We start from the raw sequence: 21135 nt of genomic DNA on the forward strand, positions 1-21135 counted from the left end.
ACGGTGCCTCAATTTTTATCTTGACGTCAAGAGACTTCATATCGACAGAACCACTACACTGATCGTCATGGAGGACGAGGTCGACCGGCTGGTCGCTGCATGGCGCCGAGAGCGCCCCGACCTCGACGTGGAACCACTCGAGGTGCTCAGCCGCGTCAGCAGGCTGGCCCGGCACCTGGACCGGGCCCGGCGGCTCGCCTTCTCCGAGCACAGCCTGGAGCCGTGGGAGTTCGACGTGCTCACGTCGCTGCGCCGCACCGGCGACCCGTACCAGCTCTCCCCCGGGCAGCTGCTCACGCAGACGCTGGTCACCTCCGGCACGATGACCAACCGGATCGACAGACTCGCCAAGAAGGGCCTGGTGGAACGGCTGCCGGACCCCTCGGACCGGCGCGGGGTGCTCGTCCGGCTCACCCCCGAGGGGCGCGAGCGCGCCGACCAGGCGCTGGCCGGGCTGCTCGCCCAGGAGCGGTCCATCCTCGGTGAACTGACGGACCGCCAGCGCGGCGACCTCGCGGCGCTGCTACGACAGCTGACCGCTCCGTTCGACAACATCCCCGGCTGACGGGACCAGTTCCACCGGTCCGACGCCGGCCCGGCGCGCCAGCGCGACCGCCGCCAGCGTCGAGTGCACGCCCAGCTTCCCCAGCACGTTCTGCATATGGGTGCGGACGGTGTGCGGGGACAGGAACAGCCGCTCGGCGACCGCCTTGCGGCCGAGCCCCGCCACCATGCAGCGCAGCACCTCCTGCTCGCGCGGCGTCAGCGACTCCACCAGCCGTTCGCTCTCGGTGCGGTGCCGGCGAGCCGCGGTCAGCTCCCGCAGCACGCCCGTGAGCAGCGCGGGCGGCAGATGCGTCTCGTCGCGCAGCACCCCGCGCATCACGGCCAGCAGCCGTGACAGGGAACAGTCCTTGGCGACCCAGCCGGAGGCCCCCGCCTGCAGCGCGCGGGCCGCGCGCCGGGCGTCGTCCCGCTCGGCCAGCACCACGGTGCGCGTCGAGGGATGCTCGGCGCGGACCCGTTCCACCAGGCCGATCCCGTCGATCAGATGGTCCGGGATCGCGGGGGCGGCCGGGCCGCCCGGGTGGTCCGCCTGACGGGGCTCCGGCACGATCCGCGGCACCGCGGTCAGCGTTGCCGCGCCCACCGCGCCTCCCGGCGGGCGGAACACCGCACCGAGGTCGGCGTCCACCAACAGCACGTCGTACCTTCGGTTGTCGGCCACCGCGCGCTCCAGACAGCGCTGCGCGGCAGGGCCGCTGCCGGCTGCCGACACATCGACGTCCGGCTCCGCCGCGAGTGCGGCCGCCAGTGATTCGGCGAAGATCCGGTGGTCGTCGACGACGAGAACACGAATGCGTCCCACGGGCCCCACTCCCGGCATGTTGCTCTCCCCCACGGTTGGGGTTGCGATCGCATGGGATCCGGCGCCCGGAAACAGGATCTTCCACCGCAGTACCGCACGACCGCCGTCGTGCCCCGCCTGCGGTACCCGTTCCGGGTGCCGAATCCTTGCGTCTCGCCCCCTGATGGCGCCGGCCCCCACCGGCGCTGTGTCAGAAGCGTAGGGGCCGGGGACGCCAATAGCGCCCGATTGGCAGAAGTCGGCCGGTAGCAGCGGATGCATTCGGCCAACACGCGGGGCGCGCGGGAACGTTGGTGCTTCGGGTCCCCCGCTCTTTCCGGCCGGCCGGGGTTTGGGACGCCGGAACGCCCGGACAGCCGGCCGGTGGCCCGGCCGGCCGGACGACACGTGGCGGGCTACCGGCGGCGGGCGCCCGCCGACGGGACCGCCGTGAAGACCCGCGGCTCCCGGTAGCCGGCGGCGGCGAACGCCGAGACGACCGCCTCGGTGATCTTCTCCGCGGCGTCGCTCTCCGCGAAGACGATGGCCGAGCCGCCGAATCCGCCGCCCGTCATCCGCGCGCCCAGCGCACCGGAGGCGTTCGCGCTGTCCACGACGAGGTCCAACTCGGCGCAGGAGATACGGAAGTCGTCGCGCAGCGAGACGTGGCCCGCCGTCAGAACCGCCCCGATGTCCCGGGTACGGCCGGCGTCCAGCAGCTCGATGACCTGCTCGACCCGGTGGTTCTCGGTGACGATGTGGCGGACGAGACCGAGGATCGTGTCGTCCTGACCGCCCGCGCGCAGCCGGTCGAGGGCCGCGGCCAGGCCGTCGTAGGGGATGTCGCGCAGCGCGGGGACCCCGAGGGCGGCGGCGCCGGCCTCGCACCCGGCACGGCGCTCGGCGTACGAGCCGTCGCTGTGCGCGTGCTTGACGCGGGTGTCCACGACGAGCAGCCGCATCCCCTCCGCGGCGAGGTCGAACGGCACCTGGCGCTGCGAGCCGTCGCGGGTGTCCACGAACAGGGCGTGGCCCGCGGTGCAGCAGGCGGACGCCGTCTGGTCCATGATGCCGGTGGGCGCTCCGACGTAGACGTTCTCGGCGCGCTGGCACAGCAGGGCCATCGCGGGCCGTTCCAGGCCGAGTTCGTGCAGGTCGTCGAGGGCGAGAGCGGTGACGACCTCCAGCGCGGCCGACGAGGACAGGCCGGCGCCGGTGGGGACCGTGCTCTCGTAGTGGATGTCGGCGCCGGTGAGCCGGTGGCCCGCCTCGCGCAGCGCCCACACCACACCCGCCGGATACGAGGCCCAGCCGTCGTCCCTGCCGGGTGTCAGCTCGTCGAGCCGCAGTTCGACGATGCCGCCGGGCATGTCGGCGGAGTGCAGCCGCAGCAGGCCGTCATCGCGGCGGGCGACGGTGGCCACGGTGGTGTGCGGCAGCGCGAACGGCATCACGAAGCCGTCGTTGTAGTCGGTGTGCTCACCGATCAGGTTCACCCGGCCGGGGGCGGCCCACACGCCCTCCGGAGCGGTGCCGAACACCTTCTCGAACACGGTCACTTGGCGGTCTCCTGGTTCTCCCCGCGCTGGGCGAACGCCCAGGCGTCCCGGACGATTTCGGCGAGATCCGGCCGGGACGGACGCCAGCCGAGGACCCGGCGGGCCCGGTCGGCGGAGGCGACGAGTACGGCCGGATCGCCGCCGCGGCGCGGGACGGTGACCTCGGGGACCGGGTGACCGGTGACCTGCCGGACGGTCTCGACGACCTGGCGGACGGAGAAGCCCTCGCCGTTGCCCAGGTTGCAGATCAGGTGCTCGCCCTCGGCGCCGGCGGCCAGCGCCAGCAGATGCGCCTGCGCGAGGTCGGCCACGTGGATGTAGTCGCGGACGCAGGTCCCGTCGGGCGTCGGATAGTCGTCGCCGTAGACGGAGATCGCCTCGCGGCGGCCCTGCGCGACCTGGAGGACCAGCGGGATGAGGTGCGACTCGGGGTCGTGCCGCTCGCCGATCATCTCGCCGGAGAGCGAGCGGTACGCCCCGGCCACGTTGAAGTACCGCAGCGAGACGGCGGACAGCCCGTGCGCGGCGGTCTCGCCGGTGATCATGTGATCGACGGCGAGCTTGGTGGCGCCGTACGGATTGGTCGGCGCGGTCGCGTCGTCCTCGGTGATCGGGACGGACGCCGGCTCCCCGTAGGTCGCGGCCGTGGAGGAGAAGACCAGCCGGCGGACCCCGCACTCGCGCATCGCGGCGAGCAGCTCCATGGTGCCCGCCACGTTGTTGCGCCAGTACTTGCCGGGGTCAGCGACCGACTCGCCGACCTGCGAGGAGGCGGCGAAGTGCAGCACGGCGTCGTAGGAGGAGTCGAGCACCTTGCCCGCGTCCTGGATCCGCCCCTCGACGAAGTCCGCGCCCGCCGGCACGCCCTCCCGGAAGCCCGTCGACAGGTCGTCCAGGACGGTGACCCGGTGGCCGGCTTCCAGCAGGTGTGCGGTGACGACGCTGCCGATGTAACCGGCGCCGCCGGTCACCAGGACCTTCAGGGGGGTGCTCACTGGCTCGCTACCTCTCGCAGTCGCTGTGCCGCGGTTTCCGGGGGCACGTCGTTGATGAACACACTCATGCCGGATTCGGAACCCGCGAGAAACTTCAGCTTGCCGGAAGTGCGGCGGACGGTGAAAAGCTCAAGGTGCAACGCGAAGTCACACCGGTCGGCCGCCCCGAAGGGTGCCTGGTGCCAGCCCGCGATGTACGGCGTGCGCGGTTCGCCCTCCCCGAAGATCCGGTCGAAGCGCTTCAAGAGTTCCAGATAGACATGTGGGAACTCTGTGCGGGCGTCCTCGTCGAGCTGCAGCAGGTCCGGCACCCGGCGGTTCGGGTAGAGGTGCACCTCGTAGGGCCAGTGCGCCGCGTACGGGACGAACGCCGTCCAGTGCTCGCCCTCCAGCACGACACGGCGGCCGTCGGCACGCTCATCCGCGAGTACGTCGTCGAAGAGGTTGCCGCCGGTGCGTTCCCGGTGCTCGGCCAGCGAGCGCAGCATCAGCTCGGTGCGCGGGGTGATGAACGGGTACGCGTAGATCTGTCCGTGCGGGTGGCCGAGGGTGACGCCGATCTCCTTGCCGCGGTTCTCGAAGCAGAAGACCTGTTCGACGCCGGGGAGTTGGGACAGCTCGGCGGTGCGGTCGGTCCAGGCGTCGAGCACCAGTCCGGCCTGCTCGGGGGTGAGGTCGGCGAACGAGGCGTCGTGGTCGGAGGTGAAGCAGACGACCTCGCAGCGGCCGGCGTCGCCCGCGAGGGAGGGGAAGCGGTTCTCGAAGACGGCGACGTCGTAGTCGGCGGCCGGGATCTCGCTGAGCCGGCCGTCGCGCGACGGGCACAGCGGGCACTCGTCGGCCGGCGGGTGGTAGATGCGGCCCTGCCGGTGGGAGGCGACGGCGACGGTGTCGCCCAGCAGCGGATCGCGGCGCAGCTCGGCCGAGGTGGCGACGGCGTCCAGCAGGCGCCGGTCCACGGCGTCGCGCACCACGTCGTCACGGGAGTCGTAGTAGAGCAGCTCACGGCCGTCCGCCAGGCGGGTCGTCGTCTTCTTCACTCCGGAGACCCCTCATCAAACCTACTCAACATAACCGCGCACAATGAACCACAAAACAACAGTGACGTCAATGCACCAGCCAGGACCTGGCCAGATCGGTGAGTGAGGGCACGACGACATGCCGCTGCCCCCACACAGGGCGCGGGGGCAGCGGTGCGTGGAGCATCGGCCTGTGGAGCGTCGACGGGTGGAGCATCGGCGGGTGGAGCATCGGACCGCGGGCAGGGGCTCGGGCCCCGGGCTACGGCGGCCCGGTCAGCCTCCGGAGGGGAAGCTCCCGGCCGCGACCCGGTCCAGCAGCCCGGTACGGGCCGCGAGCGCGGCGGCCTCCAGCCGGGAGCCGACGCCGAGTTTCATGAGCACCCGCTGCACATGGGTGCGCGCGGTGCTGGGGGCGATGCTCATCCCGGCGGCGATCAGCCGGGTGTCCTCACCCTCGGCGACCCGCATCAGGACCTCTATCTCGCGCGGTGTGAGCATCTGCAGCAGCCGGCTGCCCTCGTCGTCGGGCTCCTCCACCGGATTCAACAGCTCCGCGAACGCGCTCTGCAGCAGCTGCGGAGAGACCGCGACCTCACCGGCCCTGGCCTTGACCATGGCCCGCTCGACGCCCTCGATGCGCTCGTCCTGCCGCACATAGCCCGAGGCACCGGCCGCGAACGCCGCCGCGATACCGCGCGGGCTCGGCACCGGCCCGAGAACGACCACGGCCACCGCCGGCCGCTCGCGCTTGACCCTTGAGACGGTCTCGAACACCCCCGGATCGGCCGGGGACGACGTGCCGATCAGACACACCTCCGGCGACCTGCTCAGTACGAGATCCGCCGCCCCCGCCGCCGGCGAGGCTGCGGCGAGCACCCGGTGCCCGCGCAGTTTCAGTGCCGAGGCGAGCGCCTCCGCCAGCAGCCGGTGGTCGTCGATGACGACAAGACGTACGCCCATGTCGCGTTCCCCTATCCCCCTGAGGACCGATCGGGACCGGTCCCGGCGGCTCCACGTCCTGCCCCCACTTGTACGTAGCGCACGGCCCGCCCGTTGTCCCGGCGGTTGACCCACAGCGGGCCCGGGTCCAGGGCCTGTCCGGCCGATCACGAACGGCCCCTCCGCCGCCTGGCACGGCCCCTCGCGGCGTTGCCGAAACACCCATATACAACCGGTATGCGGGTGCTCCGGCGCCTTGCGAGGCACCGCACCAGACGACGTCTGGACCGCCCATGATCGGCCGGACAGGCCCTAGCCCCGGAAGCTACACGTTTGTTCGACGCGGCGCGCCCCTTACCGGTAAGAAGCACCCCTCAATTCCGAAATACCCGTCATTGATGGCCGGTTCACACCCGGGCGTCTCATCGTGCACAGGACGGGCCCACAACGGGACAGGTGTCTCGTTATGGGCCCGTCAGTGCGGTACTGGGGTTTTACCCCGGCCGGTGGCTCAGCTGAAGTCCGCGATCACCAGCGCCGACAGCGAGTCCCGGGCGGAGACGGTGACGCCGGTGAGGAAGAAGTGCCCGTTGTGCAGCCACGTGTAGCGGTACGTGTCCAGGAACTCGTTCTCGGTCTTCTTCGTGTCGGCGCTGAACACCATGTACGGCGTGTTCTTCTGCGTCGTCGGGTCCATCGCGTAGAGGCCGCCGGGCTTGTCGTACCCCGACTCCTGGTACGCGATGACCTTGCCGTTCTCGATGCCGACCACGGTCGACTCGCCGGAGACGGCCGGCTTGACGGTCCACAGGGGCTTGCCGGTCTTCAGGTCCACGGCCGCGATCTCGTTGGTCTGGCCGTAGGCGCCACCGTCCGCCTTGTGCGACTTCGTCGGGGTGTAGAGCGTCGTGCCCTGGATGGCGAAGTTGAAGCAGGGGCCCTCACCGGCGATCCGGCAGTGGATCCCGTAGTTGCCCTGATAGCCGCCGTTGCCCAGTGAGGTGTGGCCGACGAGCTTGCCGCCCTCCAGGTACATGAGGTCGGACATCAGGCTGTTGGTGGCGCCGATACCGATGACCACCGGGTCGGTGGACACGATGCTGGAGAGCTCGGTGCCCGCCGAGACCTGCCAGGACCAGCTGGTCTTGTAGGTCGTGGTGTCGATGCCCCGGACGAAGACGTCCTTGCCGCACTCGACCGAGACGACGAGCTGCTTGCCGCCCGCGTAGCTCTTGTCCTGGCAGCTGGACGCCGGGTTGGGCGCCCAGATCTGCGCATGGGTGCTGAGCTTGTACCCGGCGTAGCCGTGCAGCCAGGAGATCGCCGCGACATCGCCGCTGACCGCGACCGTCGAGTAGAGGAACGTGGAGCTGCTCGAACCCGGCGCGATGGGCAGCGGCACCTCCCAGAGCTTCGTGCCCTTGGAGATGTCGACGGCCATCAGCATTTCGCAGTTGGCGCCGAACTGGATCGCGACCCGGTTGTCGGAGACGTCGTCCGACGCCGGGCAGGACTTGCCGGTGATCGGGATCGACCACTTCTCCGCGCCGCCGCTGAGCGCGTACCCCTTCACGGAGTCCGGCAGCGTCTTGACGACGGTGTCGCCACTGAACCAGGTGTTGGGCACCCGGGCGGTGATCTCGTCCACGGGCGGCCGCGTGGCGGTCTTGCTCCAGCCCACCTTGGCGTTGATGACGCCCGTCGGCTTGCCGTCGTTGCCGCCGCTGGCGCCGCCGTTGGCACCGGCCGAGGTCTTGTCCGCGATCGGCTTCTTGTCGCCGTCGTCGCCCTTGGTCAGGAAGTACACGCCACCACCGATGACCAGCACCGCGGCGACCACCGCGGCGACGATCATGACGATCTTGCTGTTGCCGCCGCCCTGACCGCCACCCTGCGGCGGGTACCCGCCGGGCTGGGTGTAGCCACCGGGCTGCGTGTAGACGGTCTGCGGAGGCTGGCCGGGCGGCTGCCCCTGCGACGGGTAGCCGTACTGCGGCTGCGGCTGTTCGGGCTGCTGCGGCGCCGGCTGCGCGTACGGGTTCTGCCCCGGCGGGACCGGCTGCGCGTACGGGTTGTCCGGCACCTGGCCCGCGGGCGGGGCCGGCGGATACCCGTACGACTGCTGCGCGGGCGGCGGCCCCTGCTGCGGGTAGCCGTACTGCGGCGCCTGCGGCGGCGGACCCTGCGGGGGAGGCGGAGGCGGCACAGCGCCCTCGGGCTTCCCGAAGTTGGGCGGGTTGCCGGGCGGCGGGGGCGGCTGCGTCATCAGCAGGTCCTCATTCAGGCAATACCAGTAAGGGTCAGGTAAGCGGGAGTTCTCTTTCTATCACTGCGTCCCTGCCGCCCCACCTGCCGGTCCACGACCGTTACGCGCCCGCTACAAGCCCCACACGCCGGGGCGCGCACGCCCCGGCGTCGACAGCTCCGGCCGCCCTACTCGTCGTCCGCCAGCTCCAGCCAGCGCATTTCCAGCTCGTCGCGCTCGTCGCGCAGCGCGCGCAGTTGGGTGTCCAACTTGGCGACGAGGTCGAAGTCCGTCGAGTTGTCCGCGATCTGCGTGTGCACCTTGGCCTCTTCCTGGCCGATGCGGTCGAGCCGGCGCTCGACCTTCTGCAGCTCCTTCTTCGCCGCCCGCTCGTCCCGGGACCCGGCGGCTCCCGCCGCCTTGCCCTTCGACACGACCGGCGCGGGCGCCGAGTCCGCCGCGATACGGCGGCGGCGCTCCAGGTACTCGTCGACCCCGCGCGGCAGCATCCGCAGCGTCGAGTCGCCGAGCAGCGCCCAGACGTTGTCGGTCGTGCGCTCCAGGAAGAACCGGTCGTGGCTGATGACCACCATCGAACCGGGCCATCCGTCGAGCACGTCCTCCAGCTGCGTCAGCGTCTCGATGTCGAGATCGTTGGTGGGCTCGTCGAGGAACAGCACGTTCGGCTCGTCCATCAGCAGCCGCAGGATCTGCAGCCGGCGCCGCTCACCACCCGACAGGTCACCGACCGGCGTCCACTGCTTCTCCTTCGAGAAGCCGAACTGCTCGCACAGCTGGCCCGCCGTCATCTCCTTGCCCTTGCCGAGGTCCACGCGCTGCCGCACGCTCTCCACGGCCTGCAGCACCCGCCACGTCGGGTCGACCTCGCTGACCTCCTGCGACAGGTACGCGAGCTTCACCGTCTTGCCGACGACGATCTTCCCGGCCGGCGGCTGGTCGTCGCCGTGCGAGTACGCGGCCTGCGCCAGCGCCCGCAGCAGCGACGTCTTGCCCGCGCCGTTCACCCCGACCAGGCCGATCCGGTCGCCCGGACCCAGCTGCCACGTCAGGTGCTTGAGCAGCACCTTGTCGCCGCCCTGGATCGTCACGTCCTCCAGCTCGAAGACGGTCTTGCCGAGCCGGGAGTTGGCGAACTTCATCAGCTCGGCACTGTCGCGCGGCGGCGGCACGTCCGCGATCAGCTCGTTCGCGGCCTCGATGCGGTAGCGCGGCTTGCTGGTCCGCGCCGGGGCGCCGCGGCGCAGCCACGCCAGCTCCTTGCGCATGAGGTTCTGCCGCTTGCCTTCTTCGGTGGCCGCCCGCCGGTCGCGCTCGGCCCGCGCGAAGACGTAGTCGCTGTAGCCGCCCTCGTACTCGTGCACGTCACCGCGCTGCACGTCCCACATCCGGGTGCAGACCTGGTCCAGGAACCACCGGTCGTGAGTGACGCAGACCAGCGCGGAGCGCCGGGTCTGCAGGTGGCCGGCCAGCCAGGCGATGCCCTCGACGTCGAGATGGTTGGTCGGCTCGTCGAGCACGACCAGGTCCTGCTCGTCGATCAGCAGCTTCGCCAGCGCGATCCGGCGCCGCTCACCACCGGACAGCGGCCCGATCACCGTGTCCAGCCCCTGCGGGAACCCCGGCAGGTCCAGCCCGCCGAACAGCCCGGTCAGCACATCGCGGATCTTCGCGTCCCCGAGCCACTCGTGGTCCGCCTTGTCCCCGACCACCTCGTGCCGGACGGTCGCCTTCGGGTCCAGGCTGTCGTGCTGCGTCAGCACCCCGAGCCGCAGCCCGCCCACATGCGTGACCCGCCCGGTGTCCGGCTCCTCCAGCTGCGCGAGCATCCGGATCAGGGTCGTCTTCCCGTCACCATTACGGCCGACGACCCCGATACGGTCGCCCTCCGAAACGCCGAGGGAAACACCGTCGAGCAGCGCCCGGGTGCCGTAGACCTTTCCTACGGCCTCGACGTTGACGAGGTTGACGGCCACTTTTACTCCATGCTGGTGCGGAACGATCGATCTCCCAGGGTAGTCGCCACCACCGACCACCCCCTCCGCCCGCATCCATTGCCGGTAGCACCACACAGCGTGTGTTTTCGGTCACCCGGTGTGCCACTCGCAGGCAGGAGCGGTCCGCCGCTCGCTGCCGCCGCGCGAAACTGCCGCCGCGCGAAGTTGATCGAGCAAGTTCGCGCAAGTTGCTGTCGCGCGCCGGTGGGCGCGGTGCAAGCTCGTTGGCAGCGATCCCATCCGGCTCGCCAGCGGAGGACACCATGGCGTTACACCTGCTCGGCAAGGACCCGGAGAGCAAGTCCGGCGGCTCTCCCACCGTGTATCTCGATGACGAGACCCGACGACCGGCGATCTTGGGCCTCCATCGACTACGTACCCGGCGAAACGTCGTTCGAGGTGGATCAGTACGGCCCACGCCGCCTCTGGGACGAGGTCGGGACCGCCTACTCCTGGTGGTTGGAGAACGGCCGGCCGGAGCGCGACGAATTCGGCCTCACCGTGACGAAGACCGGCGGCCAGCAGGTCTGGCTACGCACGCCGGGAACGCCGGTCCCCACCGTCCGCTGACTGCACCCCAGGAATGCCGCAGGCGGGGCTACTCACCCCGGGGTGAGTAGCCCCGCTCATGCCGCCCGCCCGGTTGCGCCCTAGCGTCATCGGCATGACCATCCCCGTGAGCACACCGGCCGCACGAACCCCGCTCCCACTGGTCCGCGGGCTGCTCGCGGTGCTGCTCGTCGTCGCCGGCCTGTTCACCTACCTGCTCGCGCCCATCTTCGTCATGGCGAGCGACTCGTGCTTCCCGGACTCCCACGAGGGCATCTGCGACCCCGCCCGCCAGAACCTCATCGTCCTGCTCCCCCAGATCGCCGCCCCACTGATCGTGACGGCCGGCCTGTTCGGCACCCTCCGCCGCAACGGCACGGCGGTGGCCGCCACGTTGGGTTTGGTCCTGCTCCTGGTGGTCTGGATCATCAACGCGACACTGGCCTCGTCCTAGGACCGGTCCGCCCCGGCCTTCAGGGCCTGGAGGAACGCGCGGAGCGCGGCGGGGGTGGTGCGGAGGATCACGTCGGGGTCGTCGCTCTCACGGAGGCGGATCGTTCCGTCGGAGGTGCGGGCTATGTAGAGGCAGTTCGCCCCCTGATTGCTGTACGAGGACTTCTGCCAGTCCATCGTGGGCATGCGCGCTCCTCAGCTCTCCTGTGCGATGCGGCGAATCAAGTCGCGCGACCTGTCGGGCTTGAGCGCGGACCCCTCCATCCGGTCCAGAACGGACCGGTACCACTGTAGAAGCGCCTCCGCGTCGAGAAACTCGCAGCTGTGATCGGTGTCGAGTTCCACGGTGTCCAGCTGCGGCACGGAACCGTAGGCGTAGGTGATCGGCTGGCCGGATGGTGTGAAGGACGCACTACCGAACGGGATCACCACGAGGGAGATGTGGTCGTGCTCGCTCATCTCGATGAGGTGAGCGAGCTGCGCTCGTACCGTGTCGGGCCCGCCCAGCCCCATCCGCAGCGCCGCCTCGTGGATGACCACGGAGTACGAGACCGGTTCGTCGCGGAACAGGATCGCCTGCCGCTTGATCCGGAACGAGACCCGGTGCTCCACCTCATGCGGCCGAAGCGCGGGGACACTCTGGCAAATCGTCGCGCGGGCGTGATCAACGGTCTGGAGCAGACCCGGCATGTGGATCGCCACGGCGACCCGGATCGCTGTTGAGTGGTGCTCCATCTCCGCCAGATCGAGCAACCCGACGGGGAAGGTCTCCCGGTACTCCTCCCACCAGCCGCGCGGGCGCTTCCCGGTCATCGCAACAAGCGCCTCGATCAGGTCCTCACCGAAACAGTTGTAGCCACGGGCCATCGCGTGAACCCGGTCGGCACTCACTGGGTGCCGGCCCGACTCGATGTTGCTGATGCGCGACTGGTTGACGCCGAACAGGGCTGCGGCGGCCGTCGCGGACAACCCCGCGCGCTCACGCAGTTTGCGCAGCTCAGCGCCGAGACGCTGCTGTCGCAACGTCGGAGTACTGCTGGGTGGCATCGCTGCGCCCTCCTCGATCCGTGCACAGTGCGGCGGGTCACCCACACGAGCGCATCCTGAATATATTCAAGTGAATCGCCGAATACTTCACAGTTAACGTCCTACAGTGTGACGCATGCCACTCGATGGCGCCGGAAGAGCACCGCCCCGCCAGGGGCGACACCGCCACCGGGCCACCCGACCGGAGGCGGTCCCCCATGCACAACGACAACAACGTAGCGGCGAACACGCCGCACCCCGACGAGTTCTGGACGTACACCCTCCAACTCCCGCACGACGGCAGAGCCGTCCGCATCGCGCGGGCGACGGTGCGAGCCGTGCTGCTGACGTACGGGATCCCGCAGGTCACCGACGTGGCCGAGCTACTGGCGAGCGAGTTGGTGACCAACTCGCTGCTGTACTCCGACGGGCCGTCGTGGATCCGGCTGAGCAATCCGCGCACCACGCACGTACGGGTGGGTGTGTGGGACACCAACCCGACGATTCCGCCGCCGTTTCGCGGCGCACTGCACCCGCCCGGGCCGCCCGAGTGCGCCGAGCGGGGGCGGGGGCTGCTGCTCGTGCGGGAGTGCGCGGACCGGTGGGGCGGGTACGCGCTCGGCGAGGAAGTGTTCGGGGTGTGCGGGAAGTTGCTGTGGTTCGAGTTGGCCGCCTGATGGCGGAACCCGGCGATCCGCTCGTCGAGGCGGCCCTGCGGGTGACCGTCAGCGGGCTGGATCTCGCCGCGGCGGATCGGTTCGACCGCGAACTGAGCGCCGCGCGGCAGGAGGCGGAACGGACGGGCAGTGCCGCCGCGCTGGAATCCTTCCTGCACCGGTGGCGGGTGTTCATCGCGCTGCGGCGGCGCCCCGACGATCCGGGTGAGACCTGACACCCGTTCGAACTCGTGGCGTGACGTCAGGGCGAACCGCTACCGTGCCGCACGTGACGCACAGAGAGATCGTCGAGCAGGGTGTCCGGGTACTGGGTGTGGCGGTCGTCTGTCTGTGCTCCCTCGTCGGGCTGACCGCCGTGTCGCTGATGGGCCTGTCCGCCGGGAACGAATGCGATCCGGGCGACCACGCCCTCTGCAACGGCTGGGGCAGGGACGTTCTGTCCCTCGGGCCGATGGTTGTCGCCCTGGCGGCAGCAGCCGTGGGCAGCTACGGCGCGATGTCCCGCCGCCCGTGGCGACCGGTCCTGTGGGTGATCGCGATGGCAGCGCAGTTCACGGTGTGGGCACTGGTGATGGAGCTTTACGGCTGAGGCTCCATCAGCTCGCTTCGCACCCTGGCCGGTTGGCCATCCCAGGGGAGGAGCGGGTGACGGCGATGGCGGGGGTCACGCCCGTCAGCCGCAGGATGGTGAGCATCCTGGTGTCGGTGCAGAGCAGGGTGAGGTCGCCGCCGCGGTCCACGGCTCGGCGCCAGGCCCGGCAGATGGGGCCGAGCCCGGCACTGTCGATGAAGGTCACCCCGCGCAGGTCGACAAGCACCGACGGAGCGCTGCGGGCGGTTGCCGCGTCCAGGTGCTGGTCGCTCTCGCCGGTGGTTGCGATGTCGATCTCGCCGTGGAACTCGACGACGGTCGTGCCCCGCGCGTCCTGGCCGATGGTGCGGACCGCGGGACGCCGGAGGTGTCCGGGCGCCGCGCCATGGCCCGGATCGGATCCTGTTCGCATGGTGGCTGTGATGGCTGTGATCCTCTGCGGCTTCTCAGGTGCGGGGGATGCGGGCGCGGCCCCTTGTTCGGTGCGCGCCCCCTCCGGACCCGGTACGACCGGGTCCGGACGGGGCGGGACAGTCTCTAGCCCACGCCGATGCTGCTCTGGGAGGCGGGGAAGCAGCTGGGCTCGCCCGGGGACAGCATGACCTCCATGGAGTACATCTTGTCCGGGTGCAGGACACCCTTGAGGGAGGGCTGCACCAGCACCAGGGAGTCCCCGTGCGGGATGGCGCTGGGCCGGATCACCATCACGCGTCCGTTCTTCGGATCCTGCGAGGAGACCGTCTCGAGGTTGGCGTTGTCGGTGCGGACCTTGGCGTGGCAGGACTCCGAGGCCCGCAGGACCACGGCCGGCACACCCAGGCTGCGCAGCGCCGCCTGGAGCCCGGACACCTCAGCGCCCGTCACCTGGATGCTGACGGTCCCGTCCTTGCGCGGAACCACCGTGTAGGCGGCGTTGCTCAGGACCGGCGCACCGCCCGGGACCTGGGCGGTGCTCTGGCCCGTTCCGGCTTGCGGGGTGTCGGTGGTACCGGCCGAGTGCGGGATCAGCATCACTGCGGTGGCGGCTGCGGCCAGTCCCAGCGCGGTGACCGCGATCCGCCGGGTGTGGCGCGGCCGCACCGGCACCGCTGCCACGGGCGGCAGGGCCGCGGCGCGGGCGGTGAGCTCCTCGGCGAGCTGCTGCTGGAAGTGCACGGGGGTGGTCATGAGTGGGCCTCCGAGACAGCGTGCAGGGATGAGGTGGTCTTGGTGTCGACGCGCTGCAGGGCCATGCGGGCGCGGTGCAGGCGCACCCGGGCGGCGGCCGAGCTGATGCCCAGGGCCTGTGCGGCCTCGCGGGTGGTCAGTCCGTCCAGGGCCACCAGGTCCAGCACCGCGCGCAGCGGCTCGGACAGGGCGGCGTGCCGCGCGGCCAGCTGCCGGGCGTCGCGGGCGGCGTCGATACGGCCCTCGATCGCGCTGACGTCCTCGTCGTCCAGCAGCCGCCGGCCGGCGAGCTGGGCGGTGGCCTGCCGCTCGCGGGCACTGCCCCGGAAGTGGGCGGCCAGGACGTTGCGGGAGATGCCGTAGAGCCAGGCGACCGGTGCGCCGCGGCGGGCGTCGTAGGTGTGCGCTTGTTCGAGCGCCGTCAGGAAGATGTCGGCGGTCAGGTCCGCGGCCAGGTGCGGGCTGTCGGTGCGCCGGGTGACAAAACCGAGCACAGTGTCGAACTGCTGCTGGTAGAACACGGCGAACCCGACCGGATCACGCACGGGTGGCGCTGCTGAATGCTCCGCTTTCACGGACGACTCCTTGAACGGACGAGCAATGCCTTACATCTCTACTTGGCTCGGCCGCCCGAAAGCGTTACATGCCCCCTCCAGCACCGGCTGTTCCACACCCGGCAGCGTCAGGCGGGCAGGATCGTCGCCCCCGGGGCCGGGGACGTCGTGACCCGGGTCGTACGGCAGGTGCCGGAGGCCAGGACGGCCTCGGCGATCTTCTCGGCTTCTTCGGGGGTGGCGGCCAGGAAGGCGCACGTCGGGCCCGAGCCGGAGACCAGGGCGGCCAGGGCGCCGGCCCCGGTGCCCGCGCGGAGGGTGTCGGCGAGGGCGGGGCGCAGGGAGAGGGCGGCGGGCTGGAGGTCGTTGCCCAGGGCGGCGGCCAGTGCGGCGGGGTCGCCGGAGGCGAGGGCTTCGAGCAGGGCCGGGGCCGGTTCGGGGTCCGCGATGTCGGCCGTGGTGGCGCCGGTGCCGGACGCTTCGCGCAGCCGGTCGCACTCGCGGTAGACGGCCGGAGTCGACAGACCGCCGTCCGCGACGGCGAAGACCCAGTGGAACGGTCCCCGCACGTCGAGCGGGGTGAGGATCTCGCCCCGGCCGCGTCCGAGCGCGGCGCCGCCGATCAGGTTGAACGGCACGTCGCTGCCCAGCTCGGCGCAGATGTCCAGGAGTTCGGCCTGCGGGGTGTGCAGTCCCCACAGGGCGTCGCAGGCGAGCAGTGCGCCCGCCCCGTCCGCGCTGCCGCCCGCCATGCCGCCCGCGACGGGGATGTCCTTGGCGATGTGGATGTGGACGGCGGGCTCGATGCCGTGCCGCGCGGCGAGCGCGACGGCGGCCCGGGCGGCCAGGTTCGTGCCGTCCAGGGGGATCTCCGCGGCGTCCGGGCCGGACGCCGTGATCCGCAGGCTGTCGGCGGGGGTGACGGTGACCTCGTCGTACAGGCCCACGGCGAGGAACACGTTCGCCAGGTCGTGGAAACCGTCGGGCCGCAGACCGCCGACGGCCAGCTGCGCGTTGACCTTGGCGGGGATCCGGACGGTGACGGAGGCGGACGCGGCGGCGGGCACGCTCACTGCTCGTCCTCCACCACGACGTCCGCGGCCGGCTTGTCCTCCGCCACGACGGCCGCGACCGGCTTGTGCTCGGCGATGGCCGCGAACTCCTCGACCGTCAGTGCCTCACCGCGCGCCTGCGGCGAGATGCCCGCCGCGACGAGCGCGGCCTCGGCGGCGGGAGCCGAGCCGGCCCAGCCGGCGAGCGCGGCCCGCAGGGTCTTGCGGCGCTGGGCGAAGGCCGCGTCGACGACGGCGAAGACCTCGCGCCGGGTGGCCGTGGTCGGCGGCGGCTCGTGGCGCACCAGCGCGACCAGACCGGAGTCGACGTTCGGCGCGGGCCAGAAGACGTTGCGGCCGATGGATCCGGCGCGCTTCACGTCCGCGTACCAGTTCGCCTTCACCGAGGGCACGCCGTAGACCTTGTTGCCGGGCTTGGCGGCCAGCCGGTCCGCGACCTCGGCCTGGACCATGACGAGGGTGCGTTCGATCGTCGGGAACGTCGCGAGCATGTGCAGCAGCACCGGCACCGCCACGTTGTACGGCAGATTCGCGACCAGCGCGGTCGGCGGCGGCCCCGGCAACTCCGTGACCTGCATCGCGTCGTTGTGCACCAGCGCGAACCGGTCGGCCCGGGAAGGCATCCGTGCCACGATGGTGGGGGTGAGCGCGCCCGCGAGCACGTCGTCGATCTCGATCGCCGTGACGCGGTCGGCCGCTTCCAGCAGCGCCAGCGTCAGCGATCCGAGGCCGGGTCCGACCTCGAGGACGGTGTCGTCCGGCAGGACGCCGGCCGTCCGCACGATGCGCCGCACCGTGTTCGCGTCGATGACGAAGTTCTGGCCCCGCTGCTTGGTGGGGCGTACGCCCAGCGCGGCGGCCAGTTCGCGGATGTCGGCGGGACCGAGGAGTGCGTCGGGCTCAGTGGTGCTCACGTACTCAGCGTACGGGCCCGGCAGCCGCCCTCGAGCCGTGCCCCGGCCGCGCGGACCAGCGGCCGGGCCACCGCTCAGCCGCCGAGCTTGCGCCCGCAGACCGGCCACGGGCTGGAGCCGCGCTGGATGTAGAGCCGTTTGGCGCGGAAGGTCTGTTCGCCCGCGGGGGCGTCCTGGGGGCGGCCGCTGCCGCCGAGGCTGTGCCAGGTCCGGGTGTCGAACTGGTAGAGGCCGCCGTAGGTGCCGGACGGGTCGACCGCGTGCGGGCGGCCGCCGGCCTCGCAGTGCGCGAGGCCCTGCCAGTTCAGGCCGTCGGCCCCGGCGACCGAGGTCGGCAGCGGTTTGGTGCCGATCCGGACGACCTGGGTGACGGGCTCCCTGACGATCTCGGAGCGGATGATCCTGGGCCGCTGCTTCACCCCGTTGATCGTCCGGAAGGCGTACGTGACGCGGCGGACACCCGCCTTGCCCGGAGTATCGACGGCCTCGGTGCCGTGGAACAGCTTGGCGTCCTTGTGCTTCTCCGTGCGGAACCGCACCGGCTCCTCGCGCACCTCCTCGGTGCCGGAGATGCGCAGCACCGAGATGGTCTGGCCCTCGCGGGGGAAGCTCTCGGGGTCGACGGAGGTCGTGTCCTGGTTCTGCAGGGTGATCCCGGACTGGGCGACGACCTCGCGGACGGTGGCGGCGTTGGTGCGTACCGTCCGCTCACGGCCGTCGGCGAGCAGCGTGACGGTCCGCTCGGTGCGTACGTCCAGGTCGAGGCCGTGCCGTCCGATGGACGAGCCGCGCGACGCGGACAGATGCGCGCCCTCGGCGCGGACGCCGAGCTCCCGCAGGGCCTCGTCGACGGTGTCCGCCGTGGTCCACAGCAGGCGGCGGTGGCCGTCGAGGGTGAGCGTGACGGGACGGCCGAAACGGACTTCGACCTGGTCGCCGTCGTGCAGCTCGGCCTGCGGGCCGGGCGCGACGAGGTCGTGCTCGCCCACGGTCACGCCTTGCTGCGCCAGCACCTCCCCGACATCGTCGGCGAAGGTGTGGAGGGTGCGCGGTTCGCCGTCGACGGTGAGCTGCACGTCCTTGTCACCGGCGAGGAACGCGACGGTCCCGCCCGCCAGGAACGCGACGACGAGCGCCTGCGGCAGCAGCTTGCGCAGGGAGTCGGGCCGGAAGTCGGGGCGGGAATCGCGCCGGGAACCTCCCGCGGGAGAGGCCGCGGACGCCGGTTCCGGCCGTCTGCCGTTCCTGGCGGCGCGGCGCGCGGCGGTCCTGGCGCCGACCGGCGCTGCCGCGGGCGCCGGTTCCTGCTCCGGGATCAGCGGAAGGCAGCCGGTCGCCGCCGCCTCGTCGGCCCACGACGAGTTCGGTACGGCGTCCCAGTCGGACTGGTGCGGCAGCCGGGTGCCCGCGGCCTCCGGTACGACCCCCGGCACGGGGGTCGCCGCACCGCGTGCTGCTCGGTGGGTGCCCTGCGCATTGCTCACGACGACTCCACAGGTCCGACGGTCCCCGATCCGGACCGGGACCCTAGCCCACGTTTCGTCACTCTCCAAAACCATCCGGGCACGCTGTGTCGTGATCACGCGTTTCGGGACGGGTGTCGGCCGGAGGGCCGACGGGGGGGCGACGGGGAGGCCTGCGGGGCCGACGGGGATGGCGGCGGCCGTCAGTAGCCGAAGGCCCGCGCCGTGTTCGCCCCGATGGCGGACGCCAGCTCGTCCTCGGGGAGCTGCCTGGCCGCGGCCATCGCCCGCAGAGTGACCGGAATGAGGTACGGCGCGTTAGGCCGACCGCGGTACGGCACCGGAGTGAGGAAGGGCGCGTCCGTCTCGACCAGCAGGAGGTCGAGCGGGGCCACGGCGACGGCGTCCCGCAGGTCCTGGGCGGACTTGTAGGTGACGTTGCCGGCGAAGGACATGTAGTAGCCCTTGTCGGCGCAGATCCGGGCCATGGCGGCGTCGCCCGAGTAGCAGTGGAAGACGACGGTGTCGGGCGCGCCCTCCTCGTCGAGGATGCGCAGCACGTCGGCGTGCGCCTCGCGGTCGTGGATGACGAGCGCCTTGCCGACGCCCTTCGCGATGTCGATGTGCCGGCGGAAGGAGTACTGCTGGGCCTCGACGCCTTCGGGGCCGGTGCGGAAGTAGTCGAGGCCGGTCTCGCCGACGCCGCGGACCTGGGGAAGCGCGGCGAGCGCGGCGATCCGGTCGAGGGCGTCCCGCAGGGCCTTGTCGCCGCCGGGGGTGCGGGCGCCCTGGCGGGACCAGCCGTCCGGATCGCCGTGGACGATCCGGGGCGCTTCGTTGGGGTGCAGGGCGACGGTGGCCCACACGTTCGGGTGCTGGGCGGCGGTGTCGGCCGCCCATTGCGAGCCCTTCAGGTCGCAGCCGACCTGGATGAGGGTGGTGACCCCGACGGAGGCGGCCTTGGCCAGCGATTCCTCGACCGTTCCTTCCTGCATGTCGAGGTGGGTGTGCGAGTCGGCGACCGGGACCCGCAGCGGCTCGGGCACCGGCGGGGCCGCGGACTTCTCGTTCTTCGGGGACATGCCCCGATCCTATGGAGACCCGGGGAGCGGGCGGGACGGGAGGCCGGGCGGACAGGGGGTCGGCGCTTACGGCCCGGGGTCAGGCCGGCCGGGGATTCAGACGGGCCCGGCGTCAGACCGCCGTCAGGCCGTGTCGGCTTCTCCGTGCTTGCGGTGCAGCCGGTGCAGGAGGGACCAGTGGTGCGTGCGGTGCACGGCACGCTCGCCCGTGGGGGTGTTCCACAGCGACATCACATCGGAGACCTGACCCGACCGCATGATCCGCACCTTGTGCCCTCCGCAGTTCAGGCAGGTCGGGCGGGTGAGCGGGGACGGCACCTTCTCGCCGGCGGTCGTGTAGGTGACGAAGGGCTGACCCTTCGCGTCGACATGGTGCTCGATGTCGTACGACTGCTCCCAGCCGTGGCCGCAATTGAGGCACGCGAAGGCGTACGCCTCGGAGACGGTGGTGTCGGATCCGACGATCTCGCTCATGGCAGCTCCTGTTGCCCTCCGGACGAGGCGTCCGGAGCGGGTCTTCCCACTACCAGCGAACGCCTTTCCGGCCGATACCGCAGCAGGGGTATACGACTCTTGGGGCAGTTTTGGGCCGTAAGTGGGTAGTGCGCTACTTTGCTTTGCCCTCGTCCGAGTTTAGGCACGTGACGTACGTCACGACACTTAATAATGCTGTGCATTAGCATGTTCCCATGGCGAGAACATCCGGACCCGAGACCCGCCGCAAACTGCTCCGCGCGGCCGGGGAACTCTTCGCCCTCAAGGGCGTCGACGGCGCGCTGACCCGCGACATCACCCGTCTCGCGGGCCAGTCCAACCCCTCCGCCGTGCAGTACCACTTCGGATCGCGGCAGGGCCTGCTCGACGCCGTCATGGCCGGCCGCCAGGACCGGACGGAAGCGGCGCTCGCACCACGGCTCGCCGAGTTGCTCGCGGACGCGGCCCCGGGGCCGGACCCGCGGGAGGCCCCCGGGCCGGACCTGCGTGCGCTGGTCGCCGCGCTCGTCGACGCCGAGGCGACCGAGCTCGCCACCGACGGCGGACGGCACTGCCTGCTGATCTCCGCACAGCTCAGCCACGAGAGCGGGGTACGCACCCGCACCCCGCATCCGACGCTGGCCGGCACCGGCTACTGGCGGCTCATCTGCCTCATCGAGGACCGCCTCGACGGGCTGCCGGAACCCGTACGCCTGGAACGCCTCGACCTCGCGCTCACCCTGATCGGCGCGGCCCTGGGCGACCGGGCCCGCCAGTACCTCGACGGCACGCGGACCCTCACCGACGAGCCGCTGTTCCTCGCCGACCTCGTCGGCATGACCACCGCCATGCTGCGCGCGCCCGCGCCCGAGACCGTCCCCGAGACCGCGCCCGCGCCCGTCCCCGAGACCGCGTCCGCACCCCGGACCGACCCCGAGACCGACGCCACTCCTCCAACGACGACCCCGACTCCACAGGGAGCTTGAAA

General features: G+C 71.3%; 24 protein-coding genes. 7 read left to right on the forward strand and 17 right to left on the reverse strand.

Translation table 11 applies throughout. The features are described from left to right. The first annotated feature begins 67 nt into the window (after positions 1–67). Entirely contained in the window at positions 68–565 is a 498-nt protein-coding gene (locus C6N31_RS37740) for a MarR family winged helix-turn-helix transcriptional regulator (RefSeq protein WP_138354687.1), read from the forward strand. Here the strand turns inward: C6N31_RS37740 and C6N31_RS37745 are convergent. The 7 genes from C6N31_RS37745 to C6N31_RS37775 form a co-directional block, all read right to left on the reverse strand. Next, the gene (locus C6N31_RS37745; protein WP_244809204.1) at positions 524–1369 is read right to left on the reverse strand and encodes a response regulator transcription factor; all 846 of its coding nucleotides are present in this window, start codon (positions 1367–1369) and stop codon (positions 524–526) included. The genes C6N31_RS37740 and C6N31_RS37745 overlap by 42 nt on opposite strands. Positions 1370–1764: 395 nt before the next feature. Then, positions 1765–2907 carry a galactokinase gene (gene galK / locus C6N31_RS37750; protein ID WP_138354689.1) on the reverse strand — a complete coding sequence of 381 codons (1143 nt, stop codon included), beginning with the start codon at positions 2905–2907 and terminating at the stop codon, positions 1765–1767. Beyond that, positions 2904–3902, reverse strand: a complete 999-nt coding sequence (gene galE / locus C6N31_RS37755) for a UDP-glucose 4-epimerase GalE (protein WP_138354690.1) — start codon at positions 3900–3902, stop codon at positions 2904–2906. The genes galK and galE overlap by 4 nt, the downstream gene beginning before the upstream one ends. Next, positions 3899–4942, reverse strand: a complete 1044-nt coding sequence (gene galT, locus C6N31_RS37760) for a galactose-1-phosphate uridylyltransferase (RefSeq protein WP_138354691.1) — start codon at positions 4940–4942, stop codon at positions 3899–3901. The genes galE and galT overlap by 4 nt, the downstream gene beginning before the upstream one ends. Positions 4943–5197: 255 nt before the next feature. Further along, positions 5198–5884, reverse strand: a complete 687-nt coding sequence (locus tag C6N31_RS37765) for a response regulator transcription factor (RefSeq protein WP_138354692.1) — start codon at positions 5882–5884, stop codon at positions 5198–5200. Positions 5885–6374: 490 nt separating this feature from the next. After that, on the reverse strand, positions 6375–8129 hold the full coding sequence (locus C6N31_RS37770; RefSeq protein ID WP_198359259.1) for a DUF3824 domain-containing protein: 1755 nt from the start codon (positions 8127–8129) through the stop codon (positions 6375–6377). Between the two features lie 167 nt (positions 8130–8296). Beyond that, complete coding sequence (locus C6N31_RS37775; RefSeq protein ID WP_138354695.1) at positions 8297–10102, reverse strand: ABC-F family ATP-binding cassette domain-containing protein; 1806 nt, start codon at positions 10100–10102, stop codon at positions 8297–8299. Positions 10103–10453: 351 nt separating this feature from the next. On the opposite strand from C6N31_RS37775, the gene C6N31_RS37780 reads away from it, so the two are divergent. Continuing rightward, on the forward strand, positions 10454–10693 hold the full coding sequence (locus C6N31_RS37780; protein WP_187144903.1) for a hypothetical protein: 240 nt from the start codon (positions 10454–10456) through the stop codon (positions 10691–10693). Positions 10694–10787: 94 nt separating this feature from the next. Beyond that, on the forward strand, positions 10788–11126 hold the full coding sequence (locus C6N31_RS37785) for a hypothetical protein (RefSeq protein ID WP_138354697.1): 339 nt from the start codon (positions 10788–10790) through the stop codon (positions 11124–11126). Here the strand turns inward: C6N31_RS37785 and C6N31_RS37790 are convergent. Together C6N31_RS37790 and C6N31_RS37795 are read right to left on the reverse strand one after the other, a co-directional pair. Then, positions 11123–11311, reverse strand: coding sequence for a DUF397 domain-containing protein (locus tag C6N31_RS37790; RefSeq protein WP_138354698.1), 189 nt, complete (start codon positions 11309–11311; stop codon positions 11123–11125). The genes C6N31_RS37785 and C6N31_RS37790 overlap by 4 nt on opposite strands. Positions 11312–11320: 9 nt before the next feature. Beyond that, complete coding sequence (locus C6N31_RS37795; protein WP_138354699.1) at positions 11321–12172, reverse strand: helix-turn-helix domain-containing protein; 852 nt, start codon at positions 12170–12172, stop codon at positions 11321–11323. Between the two features lie 197 nt (positions 12173–12369). Here C6N31_RS37795 and C6N31_RS37800 point away from each other — a divergent pair, with 197 nt between their 5' ends. From C6N31_RS37800 to C6N31_RS37810, 3 genes are read left to right on the forward strand one after another with little or no spacing between them, the layout of a single operon-like run. Next, the gene (locus C6N31_RS37800) at positions 12370–12828 is read left to right on the forward strand and encodes an ATP-binding protein (protein ID WP_198359260.1); all 459 of its coding nucleotides are present in this window, start codon (positions 12370–12372) and stop codon (positions 12826–12828) included. Next, positions 12828–13043, forward strand: coding sequence for a hypothetical protein (locus C6N31_RS37805; RefSeq protein ID WP_138354701.1), 216 nt, complete (start codon positions 12828–12830; stop codon positions 13041–13043). Before C6N31_RS37800 ends, C6N31_RS37805 begins: the two co-directional genes overlap by 1 nt. Positions 13044–13096: 53 nt before the next feature. Beyond that, the gene (locus C6N31_RS37810; RefSeq protein WP_164294414.1) at positions 13097–13417 is read left to right on the forward strand and encodes a hypothetical protein; all 321 of its coding nucleotides are present in this window, start codon (positions 13097–13099) and stop codon (positions 13415–13417) included. A gap of 7 nt (positions 13418–13424) precedes the next feature. Here C6N31_RS37810 and C6N31_RS37815 read toward each other — a convergent pair whose 3' ends face one another. The 8 genes from C6N31_RS37815 to C6N31_RS37850 form a co-directional block, all read right to left on the reverse strand. Further along, positions 13425–13832 (reverse strand): STAS domain-containing protein, encoded by a 408-nt coding sequence (locus tag C6N31_RS37815; protein WP_138354702.1) that lies wholly within the window; start codon positions 13830–13832, stop codon positions 13425–13427. Positions 13833–13957: 125 nt separating this feature from the next. Then, positions 13958–14587 carry a hypothetical protein gene (locus C6N31_RS37820; RefSeq protein WP_138354703.1) on the reverse strand — a complete coding sequence of 210 codons (630 nt, stop codon included), beginning with the start codon at positions 14585–14587 and terminating at the stop codon, positions 13958–13960. Continuing rightward, on the reverse strand, positions 14584–15162 hold the full coding sequence (locus C6N31_RS37825) for an RNA polymerase sigma factor (RefSeq protein ID WP_244809205.1): 579 nt from the start codon (positions 15160–15162) through the stop codon (positions 14584–14586). The genes C6N31_RS37820 and C6N31_RS37825 overlap by 4 nt, the downstream gene beginning before the upstream one ends. A gap of 107 nt (positions 15163–15269) precedes the next feature. Next, the gene (locus C6N31_RS37830; protein ID WP_138354704.1) at positions 15270–16214 is read right to left on the reverse strand and encodes a 4-(cytidine 5'-diphospho)-2-C-methyl-D-erythritol kinase; all 945 of its coding nucleotides are present in this window, start codon (positions 16212–16214) and stop codon (positions 15270–15272) included. Further along, positions 16211–17128, reverse strand: a complete 918-nt coding sequence (gene rsmA, locus C6N31_RS37835; RefSeq protein WP_138354705.1) for a 16S rRNA (adenine(1518)-N(6)/adenine(1519)-N(6))-dimethyltransferase RsmA — start codon at positions 17126–17128, stop codon at positions 16211–16213. Before rsmA ends, C6N31_RS37830 begins: the two co-directional genes overlap by 4 nt. Positions 17129–17202: 74 nt before the next feature. Beyond that, on the reverse strand, positions 17203–18612 hold the full coding sequence (locus C6N31_RS37840; protein ID WP_244809206.1) for a resuscitation-promoting factor: 1410 nt from the start codon (positions 18610–18612) through the stop codon (positions 17203–17205). A 182-nt stretch (positions 18613–18794) separates the two neighbouring features. Then, positions 18795–19673: a TatD family hydrolase gene (locus C6N31_RS37845; RefSeq protein WP_198359261.1), complete on the reverse strand. Its 879-nt coding sequence runs from the start codon at positions 19671–19673 to the stop codon at positions 18795–18797. Positions 19674–19796: 123 nt separating this feature from the next. After that, the gene (locus C6N31_RS37850) at positions 19797–20147 is read right to left on the reverse strand and encodes a hypothetical protein (RefSeq protein ID WP_138354708.1); all 351 of its coding nucleotides are present in this window, start codon (positions 20145–20147) and stop codon (positions 19797–19799) included. Between the two features lie 215 nt (positions 20148–20362). Here C6N31_RS37850 and C6N31_RS37855 point away from each other — a divergent pair, with 215 nt between their 5' ends. Further along, positions 20363–21133, forward strand: a complete 771-nt coding sequence (locus C6N31_RS37855; RefSeq protein WP_138354709.1) for a TetR/AcrR family transcriptional regulator — start codon at positions 20363–20365, stop codon at positions 21131–21133. Positions 21134–21135: the final 2 nt, after the last annotated feature.

Origin of the sequence: Streptomyces fildesensis, from assembly GCF_016107395.1 — a bacterium.
Lineage (GTDB): Bacteria > Actinomycetota > Actinomycetes > Streptomycetales > Streptomycetaceae > Actinacidiphila > Actinacidiphila fildesensis.